Genomic DNA, 14,204 nt, shown 5'->3' with positions numbered 1-14,204 from the left:
AAGATTAAATTTAGACTTTAAAATCTGAATATTGGCATATTCAAGAATTATTTATTTAAGAAAAAATCGTCTTTAAAACCGATTAGATACAGCTTATGGGTAGCCCGGGTAACCGCTGTATAAAGCCATCTTAAATACTCTTTTCCAACACCCTCAGGAAGGTATGGTTGCTCGATAAATACTGTATTCCATTGACCACCCTGCGATTTATGGCAGGTCATAGCGTAGGAAAATTTGATTTGCAAGGCGTTAAAAAATTTATTGTTCTTCACCTTCATAAACTTTTTGTATTTTGAGGTCTCCTCCTCATAATCCTTCATCACCTCCTGATAAAGCTGGTTTGATTCTTCATAAGAAAGCGAAGGAGTATTTGTGGTTAGTGTGTCGAGCATCACCACGGTTTCAAAAGGCTGCATTTTAGGGTAGTCTACCATTTGCACCTGGACTTCAGCAAAACGAAATCCATAAAGCTCTTTAATAGCGAAAATCTCAAGAACTTTTACGATATCTCCATTGGCAATAAACCCCGCTTCTGAGCTTGGTTTTAACCAGAAATAGTTATTTTTTACTACCATCAGGTAATCTCCGGCTGAAATTTCCTCTTCCTGAAATAAAATACGGGATCTGATTTGCTGGTTATACAGGTTTGCCCTTTTATTGGACCTGACAATAAAACTAGTATCCTCATTTCCTAATTCATTATAACATTCTTCGATGGCATTCATAATTTCATAACCATCCTGCAATCTGATAACATCTGCCTTTGAGGTGAGCTCAAATTGAAAACTATCATAAAAACCCTCTTGCAAACTTTCTCTTATTTTTGTGGCATTGAGCAGAATATCACTTTCCTCGGCCTGACGTACAACTTCGTCTAATTCAATATGAAGAACTTCTTTATTATAGTTAAACTGAAGTTTTTCAGCTTCCAATGCAGGGCTAATCTCCATTTTTACCGGAGGAAGCTGTGCCGTATCCCCAATTAAAATTAATTGACAATTATGGCCGGAATACACAAATTGAATAAGGTCATCTAATAAACTACCATTTTCCATTAATTTAGAATTTGTAGCCGTATCCGAAATCATGGAGGCTTCATCGACAATAAAAATACTATTCTTGTGTTTATTGGGTTGAAGCACAAATTGCACGCCGCTTCCGCCACTTTTCTTTGGAAAATAAATTTTTTTATGAATAGTAAAAGCTTCTTTTTTAGAATAATTTGAGATTACTTTGGCCGCCCTGCCTGTAGGAGCCAATAAAACTCCAGATTTTTTTATCTTCCATAGATTTTTAACCAAAGTGCTGATTATAGTAGTTTTACCCGTTCCAGCAAAACCTTTCAGTATAAAAAGCTCATTTTTATTATTATTTAAAACAAAGCGAGAAAGTTGCTGTAAGGCTATATCCTGTCCAGCTTTAGCTGTAAAACCCAGATCACTTAAAAGAAGTTTATAAAATTGAGAAGCATCAAGATTTTCCATTAGAGATTTATCAAAACTCAAAGATAGTAATGGATTTTTAGGGAAGAAACTTTTACGAATAAAAAAAAATTGTAGATTTGTCGTGAAACACTAGTAATTTTAAAACAAAATTTAGAAAGCATGAGACTTGCAATTCAATTACTTCTTTGGGTGGTTATCATAGGTTTAGCCTACCTCGTATTTAATTCTGTTTACGAACCAATTCAGTTTAATAAAATTAAAGAAAAGCGTTATGCCAAAGTAGTTGATAACTTAAAGGATCTCCGCGAAGCAGAATTAGCTTATAAAGAAGTTATTGGTACTTTCGAAGACGATTTTGGTAAACTTGTAAAATTTATTGATACCGCAGAATTTGCAATTACTCAACGTCGTGATACTACTGTTTTAGACGAAGAATATAAAAAGCAATATGGAGTTGATGAATATATTGAGAAAGTAATTATAGATACACTTGGTTTTGTTCCCGTAAAAGATTCTTTATTCGATGGAAACAAGGAAAGATACACAAATATGATTAATGTACCGATAGAAGGCGTGGATGCTCAGTTTGAACTTGATGCCGGAACTATTACAAAAGGACAAACTAAAATTCCTGTATTTAGAGCTAGAGTTGCAAAAAGTGTTGTATTGCAAGGTTTAGATAAAGAGTTGGTTTTGCAACAAAACGAAGTACAATCTGTAGACGATATAAACGGTCGTTATATAAACGTTGGCTCTCTTGAAGAAGTTAACACGAAAGGAAACTGGCCAACGCAATATGGCGACGAATAATATTAAAAAATTAATAAATTTAGAACTGTCCATTCAGGTATCCCTGAATGGACTTTCTTTTTGTACGCTAAACTCTGTTGAAAAGGAGATCATACATTTTAAAAAAATTCGTTTTTCCCAGCAGCTGGATCCTGTAAAGATTCTAGCTGAAATTGAGCAAATCTTTGAATCAGATAAAACTTTAGCGAAAGCTAATCAGGTTAAACTTATATTCGATAATGCGCTCTACAGTTTTGTTCCTGCTGGTATATTCAAGGAGGAAAATTCTTCAGATTTTTTAAAATTCAATACTAAGATCCTAAAAACCGATTTTATATCCCACGAGGAAATTGGGACAACCGGAATTATTAATGTCTATATTCCCTATACAAATATTATTAATTTCTTCTTTGAGAAATTTGGGGAATTTGAATATCAGCATCTCAATACTGTTTTAGTAAAGAACTTACTGGATTTACCCAAGGTAGAGAGGCCACAAATTTTTGCACATATAAAAAATAATCAATTTGATCTGGTTGTAATAGAAAACGGTGAACTTATACTTTGTAATTCATTCAGTTTTTCGGAGAAAGAAGACTTTCTATATTATATTCTTTTTACTGCTGAACAACTTAACCTTGATCCTAATAGGTTCAGATTAATACTACTGGGAAGAATTAACAAAGCTTCTCCTCTATTTCAAATTGCTTTTGATTATATTAAACACATTGAGCTTTTCGAAACGAATTTAACATTTAATAAGAAAAAAGAACTTTCTGGTTTAAACACATTGGAAGAATATGTGTTGATTAAGAACTTAGAATAAACCCAGGAAGTAAAATTTCAAAACCATTAAATAATTTCGAGAAAAAACCTCGGAATAATTATAATCTTAATAGGGATTAATATCATTTTTATGAGAATAATTTCAGGAACGCACAAAGGTAAAAGATTAATGGCTCCCAAAAAACTGCCGGTACGTCCTACTACCGATATGTCTAAGGAAGCCCTTTTCAATATCCTGAATAATAATTTTCAGTTTTCACAGTTAAGCGTGCTCGATCTATTTTCTGGCACCGGCAATATCGCTTACGAATTTGCTTCTCGTGGTAGCAAGGAAGTAACCGTAGTAGACATCAATTTTGATTGTGTCAAATTCATAAAAAAGACGGCTTTAGAATTAGATTTGAATATCAGCACGATTAAAAGTGATGTTTTTAAATTTCTTGAAAAAGCTTATGTAAAGGCGGATATTATTTTTGCCGATCCCCCTTATGATTTAGATAAAGAAAAATTCATTAGAATCCCCGAACTTATCTTCGAAAAAAACCTACTTAATCCAAATGGTCAGTTAATTATTGAACATTCTAAACACACCGATCTCTCAGACATTTCGAACTTTATAGAAGGAAGACGCTATGGGGGATCTGTTTTTAGTTTTTTTGAAAATGTGAAATAAACCCTTCTACTAAAGAAGAGTATAGTCTAGAATGGCTTGTAAATTTGATGTTATGACGCAACGGATTAAGACGATTGAACTTATTGATATTAGCTTACAATTTTATGAAGGAATGGTTATCTCTGAAGTAAAAGAGGATGTGATATTCGAATTGGAGCATGTAGCACAAATTCTAAAAATATGCAACGAGGTTTACGAAGGCCAAAATTTTGTGTATATCTCTAACCGGAAAAATAATTACAATGTAAATCCTACTATCTATTTTGAATTAAAAGATGTAAAATATTTACTAGGAATTGCTATTGTCAGCAAACGTTATGAGGCTTTAAAAGTAGCGCATTTCGAAAAGCAGTTCTGCCCTGTTCCCTTTGATATTTTTTCCAATATGGAGGAAGCCCAAGCATGGGCAAAGACATTATAAAAAAGCAGGCCTGTAATCCGGATTCTGTACCTCCCAGTTAAACTGGGATTCTCCTTATCATTTATCTCAGGTTTTTGTTACCAAAAACTTTTAGCTGCCTACCCTCCGATAGCAAGCGGGTCACTTGCAAACACCGGTATACATGGCATTGCACCGCATAGAGTTTACCTGATTTCACTACAGCATTACCTGTACATTCTTTCTGTTGCACTAGTCCTGACCTCACAACGAGATCGGTGGGCGTTACCCACTATGCCACCCTTTGGTGTCCGGAATTTCCTCCAAGAAATGAATTTCTTGGCGATAAGGCGGCCTGCTTGTTGCAAAGGTAATTTTTTCCGGCCATCCTGATAAAAAAATATTGAATACTTAACCTTAATTGTTCAAAAATATAAGTAATTGCTTTAGAACTTACCAAGGCTATTTTTATATTTGTAGTTCAATTAAATTCAATGGAACATTTTATAGTATCAGCTCGTAAGTATCGACCACAAACTTTTAAAGATGTGGTTGGACAGCAAGCCATAACTAATACATTGAAAAACGCCATTGAACACAATCACCTGGCACAGGCTCTTCTTTTCACAGGGCCTAGAGGAGTTGGAAAAACCACCTGCGCGCGTATTCTCGCAAAAATGATTAACCAGGATGGTACACAGAGCCCGGATGAGGATTTCGCGTTTAATATTTTTGAACTTGATGCTGCTTCTAATAATTCAGTAGACGATATCAGAAATTTAATAGACCAGGTTAGAATTCCTCCTCAGGTTGGAAAGTATAAGGTGTATATTATAGATGAGGTACATATGTTATCCCAATCTGCTTTTAATGCATTTTTAAAGACATTGGAAGAACCTCCAAAACACGCTATTTTCATTTTAGCAACTACTGAAAAACATAAAATTATACCAACCATACTTTCTCGTTGCCAGATCTTTGATTTTAAAAGAATTACTGTAGCCGATGCTAAAAATTATCTAGGATATATCGCACAGCAGGAAGGTGTAAATGCAGAAGAAGACGCGCTGAATATCATTGCCCAAAAAGCTGATGGTGCTATGCGAGATGCCCTTTCTATCTATGACAGAGTGGTAAGTTTTAGTGGTAAGAATCTAACACGGCAGGCAGTTACCGAGAATCTGAATGTGCTAGATTACGATACTTATATAAAAGTCACCGACCTTATTTTATCAAATAATATTCCTCAATTACTTCTTAGTTATAACGAGATCCTCTCCAATGGATTTGACGGCCACCATTTTATCAGCGGACTGGCTTCACATTTCAGAGATCTTTTGGTGTGTAAAGACCAAAAAACAATCCAGTTGCTGGAAGTTGGTGAACAAACCAAAGCCCGCTATTTTGAACAGGCATCCAAAACGGATCATCATTTTTTAATTAAGGCTATAGACCTGGCAAATGAATGCGATCTGAAGTACAAAACGAGTCAGAATCAACGATTACTTGTTGAACTTTCCTTAATGCAGCTTGCCTCTATCACTTTTGATGGAGAAAAAAAAAAGTTTGACCAGGCAATAATTCCAGCCTCAGTTTTTGAAAAACTACCCGTAGCACTTTCTTCGGAAGAAAAAAGTTTGGTACGAAGCAATGAACACGGGGCAACTTCAGCACAAGCTTCAAAAGAAAATCAGTTACCTTCAGGTGAAAATAAAACACCAGATATGCATTGTGCCGATGATAAACAAGACAATTATCATTCAAAGGGAATAATGGCACCCGATAACATTGAAACAACCAAAGACCCGAGTCAGAACCGACCACCTACCCCAGAACCTAAACCAGGAACCCGGTCAGAGGTATTAAAAGAAAAGGTGTCCGGACTGTCCCTAAAAAGTATACAGAAAAAACGGGAATTAGAAGCACGGAAGCAGGAAGCCGCTCCCACCAAAGATGTTGTACTTAAGGGTAAATTTAGTGAAACACAATTACAGGCCACCTGGAATAACTATGTAAAGCGCATGAAAAATCAGGGGTCAAAAATTCTCGCCTCCATTCTTGAAACCGACCTTCCTAAACTTCAGGATGACAATTGCATTATTATAGAATTACCTAACGAGACCATGAAAATCAATCTGGAACGAGAGCAGAATAAATTGATGTCCTATCTGAAACAAAAACTTCAAAACACAGAAATCAGGTTGGTGATAAATGTGAATGAGCAATCGGCAAAGAAGTATGCCTTTACTCCTATTGAGAAATACAACAAACTAAAGGAGAAAAATCCTTTAATAGATAAACTTAGAAGTACATTTGATTTAGACGTATAGATATGCTAGGATTAAAACTTCCCACAGACCCAAGATGGGCCAATATTGCAGAAAAGAATATTGAAGAAATTCTTATAGATCACGCCTATTGTGAGCAGAAAGCAGCTTCAACTGCAATTTCCCTTATTGTTTCTTTCCCAGAATATCCCGAATTAGTAGATGAAATGATCGCCTTATCCAGGGAAGAAATGGGACATTTTAAAATGGTGCATGAACAATTGCTAAAACGTGGCCATGTTTTAGGCCGGGATAGAAAGGACGAATATGTTATAAAATTAATTGGTTTTTTTCCGAAAGGAGGCAGCAGGACCACTCAATTAATACACCGACTATTGATCGCTGGACTAATTGAAGCTCGAAGTTGTGAACGTTTCAGGTTGCTTTCGGAAGAATTAAAAGATAAAGAACTTGCTGAATTTTATCATAGATTAATGGTCAGCGAAGCAAATCACTATACCATGTTCTTAAAATTTGCACGAAAATATGGAGAACGTGAAGAAGTAGATAAAAAATGGGAACAATTGCTAGATTTTGAAGCAGAAATCATGAAAGGCCTCGGTAAAGACAAAACCATCCATGGGTAGAATTTCAAAAGAATAAAACACAAAACCTATTGATAGTGCTAGTTTAGACTGGAGTTATTTCAAGTAATGACTATTTCCTTTTCCGATTATAAAGTGATTTAATAATTCCGTCAGCTAGTCCAATCTTTGGCACAAAGATATTATCTGCTCTGGCCCATTTCATAGAATTTAAATAAATTCGTGAAGCTGGAATAATCACATCCGCACGATCACTTTTAAGCTGTAGGTCCATAACGCGTTGCTCGTAACTTAAAGAATTTAGTAATTCGTTATATTTTTTAATGTATGCTAGACTTAAAGGCTTACCCTCCTTTTTCCCACTTGTTTTAAAAATATTATTGATGTTCCCACCGGATCCTATGAGGTCTATGTCCCTGTAAGGTTTTGTAGTCTCGCGCACCCATTTCTCCATCTCCTCCCAGGCCCCATCCTCGACCAGGTCATTAAGCAATCTTACCGTCCCTACTTTGAAAGATTTTGAAGCTATGGTTTTCCCGCTACTGTAGAGGGTATATTCAGTACTTCCCCCTCCTACATCCACATAAAGGTAGTTACAATCGTTTTTAATAAGTTCATGTAAATCTGTAGCAGCAATAATAGCGGCTTCATGAGTTCCATCTATGATTTCAATTTCCACTCCGGTTTTTGCCTTGATTTTTTCAACCACTTCGGCTGCATTTTTTGCTTCTCTCATGGCAGAAGTTGCGCAAGCTTTGTACTTCACGATTCCGTGAGATTTCATTAAAAGATTAAAAGCTTGCATAGTATCTACCATACGCTCTATATTTTTTTCGGAAATTATGCTTTTTTTAAACACATCCTCGCCCAGACGGATAGGTACCCTAACCAGTGAGGTTTTCCTAAAATCGGTATCTTCTCTGCCTTTCTGTTCTGTTATGGTCGATATTAAAAGCCTAACGGCATTGGAACCTATATCTATTGCTGCGTAGTTTTTTTGTGTAATCACGAGTTGAAATTTTCTATTTTATTCTCTGAATGGGACTTATAAAGACCTGAGGTTATGAACTAATTAATTTGTTCCTTTTATATTGTTTTCCTGGTTGTTGTACCCTGTAAGTTTATTTCTATAGTAATCGTACAATTCGAATTGGGATCGATGCTTGTCTTTGCTGCTATCTCTATAGGCATTATCCTGTTTGGAAGTAATAGTCCTGGCTTTTACATTATCGTGCCAACTAATATCAAATGTTTCAATAATTTCCTGTTTTATACTTTCATCATAAATCGGACAGGAAATTTCTACCCGAAGATCAAGGTTTCTTGTCATCCAGTCAGCTGAAGAAATATAAACCTTAGAATTTCCAGCATTTTTGAAGATGAAAACACGCGGATGTTCCAAGAATTTATCCACAATACTAATCACTTCTATATTATCACTCAAACCTTCTACACCAGGAATTAAGCAACAAACACCACGAACAATAAGTTTAATTTTCACTCCTGCCTGGCTCGCCTGGTATAGTTTATCAATCATAGGGTAATCTGAAAGACTATTGAGCTTTAAAGCAATACCTGAAGGTTTTCCTTCTCGAGCATTTTCAATTTCTTTCTGAATAAGGCCTACAAAGGCATTTCTACTGTAATGTGGAGAAACAATTAAATGTTTATATTTATTGACCTTATAATTGATTTCGAAAAAGTCGAAGACCTTATTTACTTCTTTCAAAATTTCGGTATCGGCTGTAAAAAGGGTGTAATCGGTGTAAATACGAGAAGTAGATTCGTTAAAATTTCCTGTACTAATGAAACCGTAGCGTTTCATCTTACCTTCTTCCTCACGTTCTATTACGCAAGCTTTACAATGAACTTTTAACCCAGGCACCCCAAAAATAAGTTGGACTCCTTCAGCCTGCATTTGTTCAGCATACCGAATATTGGCAACTTCATCAAAACGCGCTCTTAATTCTATTTGAACGATAACCTTTTTACCATTTTTCACTGCATTTATTAAAGAGCTGGCAATGTGTGAGATCTTTGCAAGTCTATATATGGTTATTTTTATAGTTTTAACCTTGGGATCCAGAGCGGCTTCTCGTAAAAACTTAACCGTGTAAGCAAAACTTTGATATGGTGCGTATAACAAAAAATCCCTTTTTGCGATGCTACCAAACAAACTGGTTTGTAAAATAAGACCAGGAATTGGTAAAGGTTCAATGGATTGATATAATAAATCTTCCCGACCCAAACTCGGAAAATTCATATAATCACGTCGATTGTGATAGCGTCCGCCTGGAATAATACTATCAGTAGATTCTATGCCCATTTTATTCATTAAATAAGACAAAGTATCATCGGCAATATTCATATCGTAGACAAAGCGTACCGGTTCACCTTTAATTCGATCTTTAACACTACTAGAAATTTTTTCAATAAAACTTTTACTCAGATCACTGTCTATATCCAATTCGGCATCTCTAGTAATCTTTATCATATGGGCCGAAATACTTTCATATTCAAAAATATTGAATATAGTGCCAAGGTTATAGCGAATCAAATCATCAAGCAAAATAATATATTGATTCCCATTTTCGATAGGAAGTACTACAAAACGCTCTATACTGCGTGGAATTTCAATAAGCACATACTTTCTTTCCTTTTCAGTTTTACCCTGAGCTTTAGAAATTCCTTTTTGAGGTCGCTCCTCATTCATAACCATTTTAACGGCTAGGTATGCAGCACTATCCTTTAAACTTGGAATGTCGGGTAAATCATTTAAAATAATAGTAACTAAAGCCGGACTTACTTTTGAAAGAAAAAAATTTTTAATAAACTTTTCTTGAGATTCAGATACCTGCTTTTCATTAATGATATGTATATTGTAATCTTTTAATTGATGCTGAATATCATCTAAAACCTGCAGGCTTTCGGCCTGATGCTTAATTACGATTTGCGTAATTTCTTCCAAAAGTTGGCTAGCCTTTATACCGCCAAGAACACTTTTTCCAGCCTTCCCAGCAAGGTCAATTCTTTTTACGGTTGCATACCTAACTTTAAAAAATTCATCTAAATTATTCGAGAAAATCCCCAAAAACCTTAATCTTTCTATAAGTGGTACAGTCTCATCTTCGGCTTCCTGCAGTACACGTGCATTAAATTGTAACCAGCTGAGCTCTCTGTTTAAATATTTTTTTTGAGGCATAAATTAGCGTAATTTTTTTGGGAATAGTTGGAGCAAGGTTTTTCCGTTTTTAATGTCTTTCCAAGTATCAGATTCAAAATCTATTACACAAAGACCAGTGGTAGGTAAATTGTCTACTGATTTGTCACCAAGTTTATTGACCAGCGCAGTCATTCCCGGATTATGTCCAAAAATCATTAATTTTTTTACTTCATCGGAACAGCTTTTTACAACGGATAATAAATGAGCTTCATCGAAGGTATAAAGTTCCTTTTTTACAGAGAATTTTTCATCGGGTATATGCAATGCGTCTTTAAAAATTTTTGCTGTTGTGTACGCCCTAACTGCAGGACTACTCCACAAAGTTAAATTATCACTTTGAAATTCTTTAAATGTTTTCAATACCCTTGCAGCGTCATTATATGCACGCTTTTTAAGTGGTCTTTTTTCATCGGGTAAATTATTATCCCAGGAGGATTTACCATGTCTAACAAGAATTAGTCTTTTCATAATCTCCATGTTAAGGTGCCAGCCTATTTCGTTCCCAGGTATCCTTCTCCAAAAATTCATAAATTATCCTGTCGTGTAAACGATTCTCTCTACCCTGCCAAAATTCAAAGCTACGGGGAGTCACTAAATAACCACCCCAGTGCGGAGGTTTTTCTACCTCTTTATTCTGAAATCTTTCTTCAATTTCTTTTAGTTGATGTTCCAGTTCTTCCCGGGAACCCAATATAGTGCTCTGGTTAGATGCCCATGCTCCCAACTGACTTCCACGCGGTCGTGATGCAAAATAGGTAATCGAATCCTCTTCAGAAGTTTTCATAGCAATTCCTTTTATAATGACCTGTCGCTCCAATGCAGGCCAAAAGAATGAAAGGCAAACCCTTGGATTTTCAGCTATATCATTTGCTTTTTCAGAATCATAATTGGTGTAGAAACTAAATCCATTTACACCGAACGACTTTAACAAGACAATGCGATTTTTCGGAAAACCTTCTATTCCACAAGTAGCCAAGGTCATAGCATTTACTTCTCCTACATCGGGATGAGCTTCTGCTTCTTCAAACCAGGTCGTAAAAAGAGGTAGGGGAAAGAATGAAATATTTTCCTCTAAAAGCTCACTTTTTCCGTAGCTCTTTCGATAGGTATCAAGACTTTTTTGCATTGTATTTTGCTTTGCTGCAATTTACAAGTTTTAAGCAGAAGCGGGAAAATTTTTGAGATAAGATTATGCTTTCTGAGGATAAAATCCACCATTATAAATCGAAATTTATATAAAGTAAAAATTCACCCCATAAACAACTTATCAAATCGACAAACTACATCTGCCAAATTATTTTTTTACATATTATCTATGAAAACGGCAGTACGCCTAAAAAACTTAATAATATAACATCAGAAGAAACTTATCAACTAAGTTTATTTAAAATTAATTACTCATAGACATTTTTAAAGATCATAGAGATTTATAAATCTTTGAAATCAGCACAGGGATATTAATTTTCAAGAAGGATATCACATTTCAAGGTTTATTTAAAAGCAAAAAATTTGTTACCTCAGATATTTTAATAATTATGGATTTTAGCAATTAATCCTAATTATTCAACTTTCATACCCCTGATTTCCATTATTTTTCGACATCACTTTACCTTTCATCGAAAATATATTGAGTTATATCTAAAAAATCCGTATAAACTTTTTTTATGCTTTTTAACTCCTAATTTTACCATAGATTTAATAATTAACAAATAGGTCACCCCCAACTTTCCTATAGGTAAGACTCCCTGATTTTACCAAATTTTAAATCCAAATTTTGCAACATTTACTTGTTTTTCCCAAAAAACAAATCACATCGGCTTAAACGATAGTGGTCAATAGATTATACCAGAGTTTCTGAAAAGAAATTCTAAAAAAGAATTAGAACAATTAATTCTAAACATTTATCATATGATTTGGAAAACTACTTTTGCAAATATGCCTCGATTTAACTTATTAGGCATATTATCTGTAATATTTATAATATTCAGCTCTCTTCAAGTTCAGGCGCAATGTAATAGTAATAACGTGACTGTTACTGATTTTTATCTTGGGGATGAAAACGGAATTCCTTTAAATTCCAATTCCAATTATCAAATTGGCCAACTAGTAAATGCTTATCTATATGCAGAATTTGGTGGGAGTTCAGCCAACGGCTATTCACTTTATTTGGAATATAATATTAGTGTCGATGGAGATCCTCAAGATTTAGTTCAGCAATGTTTATTTAATGGACAATCTATACCTGCTTCAGGTTATCATCAGATTAGTGCCTTTACCTGGGAATGGGGAAAAGAATTAAAATTACAGAATCTCTATATGGATTGGTACACCAATGCCACATTAAGAAATTGTAAGCCACTGAACCGTAATTCTCAATGTTTTGGTGCTACAAAAGATTATTTGGTTAAAACTCCTCTTGTGGCTAATTTTGATTATACTCAATCCTGTGATAGTTACACCGTTAAATTCACCAATCTAACAACCGGTGGAAATGTCGATAATTATTCTTATCAATGGGATTTTGGGGATTCATCTAGCAGTACAGATTCCAATCCTAGTCATACCTTTTCTAGTGCTGGTGAATATCTTTATGAAGTTGTTCTCACCTCCAATGACGGAAGTGCTCAAAGTACATATTCCGAAACTATTACTATTTTTGAACCAGGTGAAGCAAGTATTTCTTATCCCTCAACCATTTGCTCTTTAGATGGTTCTGTTGAAGTAGAATTAACCGGGACGTCGGGAGGAACATTTGATTCAACTGAAGGACTTATTATCGATAATAATACTGGAACAATTAACGCTTCCCAGAGTAACGCGGGAAGTTATACTGTTACATATACTTTTAATAAAAATGGTTGTGAGTATAGTGCTCAAACTACTTTAGAAATTAAAGATCCTTCAGCTCCAATTGGAAATCCAATTCAGGTTTTTTGTTCAATAGATAATGCTACCGTCTCAGATCTTTCAGCCACAGGCTCAAATATTAAATGGTTTGCTGAAAAAGGTGATGCTTCTTCTCTTGAATCAGAATTTCCACTAGAAGATGGGGAAGATTATTTCGCTACCCAAACCCTAGACGGATGTGAAAGTGACTTATTTCTTACAGTATTGGTTAAGATAAATGATCCGGAAACCCCAGAAATATCTGCTATTGATACAGATTGTGATAGTGCCTTGGGATCCATTAAAGTTTCTAACTTTGACGGTAATCTGACCTATACCCTGGTAGACAGTGAAGGAAATAATACTTCCAATTCAATCAATCCCGATGGTATATTTACTGAAGTAGCACCTGATACATACACAGTAAGAGTTCAAAACGACGATTGTAAGGCTAATTCTAATCCTGTTTCCATAAATGAACAACCTCAAGGTCCAATTGCCAACAACGAAACTGTATCAACTTCTGAAGACACTGCATTAGTAATCAATATTCTCGGTAATGATACCGATCCTAACGGGGATAATTTTGAAATTAAAAATATTTCTGAACCCGGAAATGGTATAGCTATTCTGAATGAAAATGGAACTATAACTTATACTCCGAAAGAGAATTTCAGTGGAACTGATTCTTTTTCTTATTCCATCACGGACGGCACTTGTGATGATGACAATGCCATTGTAACAATAAACGTAACCGGTACAAATGATGCACCGGTAGCTGTGGATGATTCAGCCAATACCGATGAAGATACTGCAGTGGAGATCGCAGTCCTTGATAATGATTCTGATCCTGATCCTGATAATGATGTACTTGAGGTAACCACTACGACTGCTCCTGCTAATGGAAGTGTAGTGATCAACCAGGATGGAACCGTAACTTATACTCCAGAGACCAACTTTAACGGAACAGATTCTTTTAGCTATACCATCACTGATGGAAATGGTGGAACCGATACTGCTATGGTAACGGTAACGGTAGGTGCCACAAATGATGCGCCGGTAGCTGTGGATGATTCCGCCAATACCGATGAAGATACTGCCGTGGAGATCGCAGTCCTTGATAATGATTCTGATCCTGATAATGATGCCCT

Annotated in this window: 12 protein-coding genes and 1 other RNA gene; 7 read left to right on the top strand and 6 right to left on the bottom strand. The window is 35.3% G+C overall.

Annotated elements, in window-relative coordinates; all coding sequences use genetic code 11:
• Positions 1-47: 47 nt before the first annotated feature.
• Positions 48-1,484: an ATP-dependent RecD-like DNA helicase gene (locus DET49_RS17380; protein WP_133550014.1), complete on the bottom strand. Its 1,437-nt coding sequence runs from the start codon at positions 1,482-1,484 to the stop codon at positions 48-50.
• Between the two features lie 120 nt (positions 1,485-1,604).
• Here DET49_RS17380 and DET49_RS17375 point away from each other — a divergent pair, with 120 nt between their 5' ends.
• The 4 genes from DET49_RS17375 (at position 1,605) to DET49_RS17360 (ending at position 4,114) form a co-directional block, all read left to right on the top strand.
• Positions 1,605-2,255, top strand: a complete 651-nt coding sequence (locus DET49_RS17375) for a hypothetical protein (RefSeq protein ID WP_133549983.1) — start codon at positions 1,605-1,607, stop codon at positions 2,253-2,255.
• The gene (locus tag DET49_RS17370) at positions 2,203-3,060 is read left to right on the top strand and encodes a DUF3822 family protein (RefSeq protein ID WP_166636609.1); all 858 of its coding nucleotides are present in this window, start codon (positions 2,203-2,205) and stop codon (positions 3,058-3,060) included. The genes DET49_RS17375 and DET49_RS17370 overlap by 53 nt, the downstream gene beginning before the upstream one ends.
• Positions 3,061-3,150: 90 nt before the next feature.
• Positions 3,151-3,693: an RsmD family RNA methyltransferase gene (locus DET49_RS17365; protein ID WP_133549979.1), complete on the top strand. Its 543-nt coding sequence runs from the start codon at positions 3,151-3,153 to the stop codon at positions 3,691-3,693.
• A 52-nt stretch (positions 3,694-3,745) separates the two neighbouring features.
• The gene (locus DET49_RS17360; RefSeq protein ID WP_133549978.1) at positions 3,746-4,114 is read left to right on the top strand and encodes a hypothetical protein; all 369 of its coding nucleotides are present in this window, start codon (positions 3,746-3,748) and stop codon (positions 4,112-4,114) included.
• On the opposite strand, the gene rnpB is transcribed toward DET49_RS17360, so the two are convergent.
• Positions 4,112-4,434: RNase P RNA component class A (rnpB, locus tag DET49_RS17355), an RNA gene on the bottom strand. The genes DET49_RS17360 and rnpB overlap by 3 nt on opposite strands.
• A 132-nt stretch (positions 4,435-4,566) precedes the next feature.
• Here rnpB and DET49_RS17350 point away from each other — a divergent pair.
• Positions 4,567-6,402, top strand: a complete 1,836-nt coding sequence (locus tag DET49_RS17350; RefSeq protein ID WP_133549976.1) for a DNA polymerase III subunit gamma/tau — start codon at positions 4,567-4,569, stop codon at positions 6,400-6,402.
• A 2-nt stretch (positions 6,403-6,404) separates the two neighbouring features.
• Positions 6,405-6,986, top strand: a complete 582-nt coding sequence (locus tag DET49_RS17345) for a tRNA-(ms[2]io[6]A)-hydroxylase (RefSeq protein ID WP_133549974.1) — start codon at positions 6,405-6,407, stop codon at positions 6,984-6,986.
• Positions 6,987-7,056: 70 nt separating this feature from the next.
• Here the strand turns inward: DET49_RS17345 and DET49_RS17340 are convergent, their stop codons facing one another.
• The 4 genes from DET49_RS17340 to pdxH all read right to left on the bottom strand — a co-directional run bounded on the left by DET49_RS17340 (position 7,057) and on the right by pdxH (position 11,293).
• Complete coding sequence (locus DET49_RS17340) at positions 7,057-7,953, bottom strand: Ppx/GppA phosphatase family protein (RefSeq protein ID WP_133549972.1); 897 nt, start codon at positions 7,951-7,953, stop codon at positions 7,057-7,059.
• 63 nt (positions 7,954-8,016) lie between these two features.
• Positions 8,017-10,146: a polyphosphate kinase 1 gene (gene ppk1 / locus DET49_RS17335; RefSeq protein WP_133549970.1), complete on the bottom strand. Its 2,130-nt coding sequence runs from the start codon at positions 10,144-10,146 to the stop codon at positions 8,017-8,019.
• A 3-nt stretch (positions 10,147-10,149) separates the two neighbouring features.
• Positions 10,150-10,635, bottom strand: a complete 486-nt coding sequence (locus DET49_RS17330; RefSeq protein WP_133549968.1) for a SixA phosphatase family protein — start codon at positions 10,633-10,635, stop codon at positions 10,150-10,152.
• A 10-nt stretch (positions 10,636-10,645) separates the two neighbouring features.
• Positions 10,646-11,293: a pyridoxamine 5'-phosphate oxidase gene (gene pdxH, locus DET49_RS17325; protein ID WP_133549966.1), complete on the bottom strand. Its 648-nt coding sequence runs from the start codon at positions 11,291-11,293 to the stop codon at positions 10,646-10,648.
• 782 nt (positions 11,294-12,075) lie between these two features.
• On the opposite strand from pdxH, the gene DET49_RS17320 reads away from it, so the two are divergent.
• Positions 12,076-14,204, top strand: a 2,129-nt coding sequence (locus DET49_RS17320) for an Ig-like domain-containing protein (RefSeq protein WP_133549964.1), incomplete at its 3' end; no start/stop codon positions are given.

The sequence above is a fragment of the Salegentibacter sp. 24 genome (assembly GCF_004362395.1).
Lineage (GTDB): Bacteria > Bacteroidota > Bacteroidia > Flavobacteriales > Flavobacteriaceae > Salegentibacter.
The sequence above is the reverse complement of the archived record's forward strand: the minus strand, read 5'-3'. Positions and strand labels throughout refer to the sequence as shown.

Excerpts from the sequence above, each read along its gene's own strand:
- ppk1 (WP_133549970.1), bottom strand. The coding sequence starts at position 10,146 with ATGCCTCAAAAAAAATATTTAAACAGAGAGCTCAGCTGGTTACAATTT.
- DET49_RS17365 (WP_133549979.1), top strand. The coding sequence starts at position 3,151 with ATGAGAATAATTTCAGGAACGCACAAAGGTAAAAGATTAATGGCTCCC.
- DET49_RS17345 (WP_133549974.1), top strand. The coding sequence starts at position 6,405 with ATGCTAGGATTAAAACTTCCCACAGACCCAAGATGGGCCAATATTGCA.
- pdxH (WP_133549966.1), bottom strand. The coding sequence starts at position 11,293 with ATGCAAAAAAGTCTTGATACCTATCGAAAGAGCTACGGAAAAAGTGAG.
- DET49_RS17375 (WP_133549983.1), top strand. The coding sequence starts at position 1,605 with ATGAGACTTGCAATTCAATTACTTCTTTGGGTGGTTATCATAGGTTTA.
- DET49_RS17360 (WP_133549978.1), top strand. The coding sequence starts at position 3,746 with ATGACGCAACGGATTAAGACGATTGAACTTATTGATATTAGCTTACAA.
- DET49_RS17350 (WP_133549976.1), top strand. The coding sequence starts at position 4,567 with ATGGAACATTTTATAGTATCAGCTCGTAAGTATCGACCACAAACTTTT.
- DET49_RS17380 (WP_133550014.1), bottom strand. The coding sequence starts at position 1,484 with ATGGAAAATCTTGATGCTTCTCAATTTTATAAACTTCTTTTAAGTGAT.
- DET49_RS17330 (WP_133549968.1), bottom strand. The coding sequence starts at position 10,635 with ATGAAAAGACTAATTCTTGTTAGACATGGTAAATCCTCCTGGGATAAT.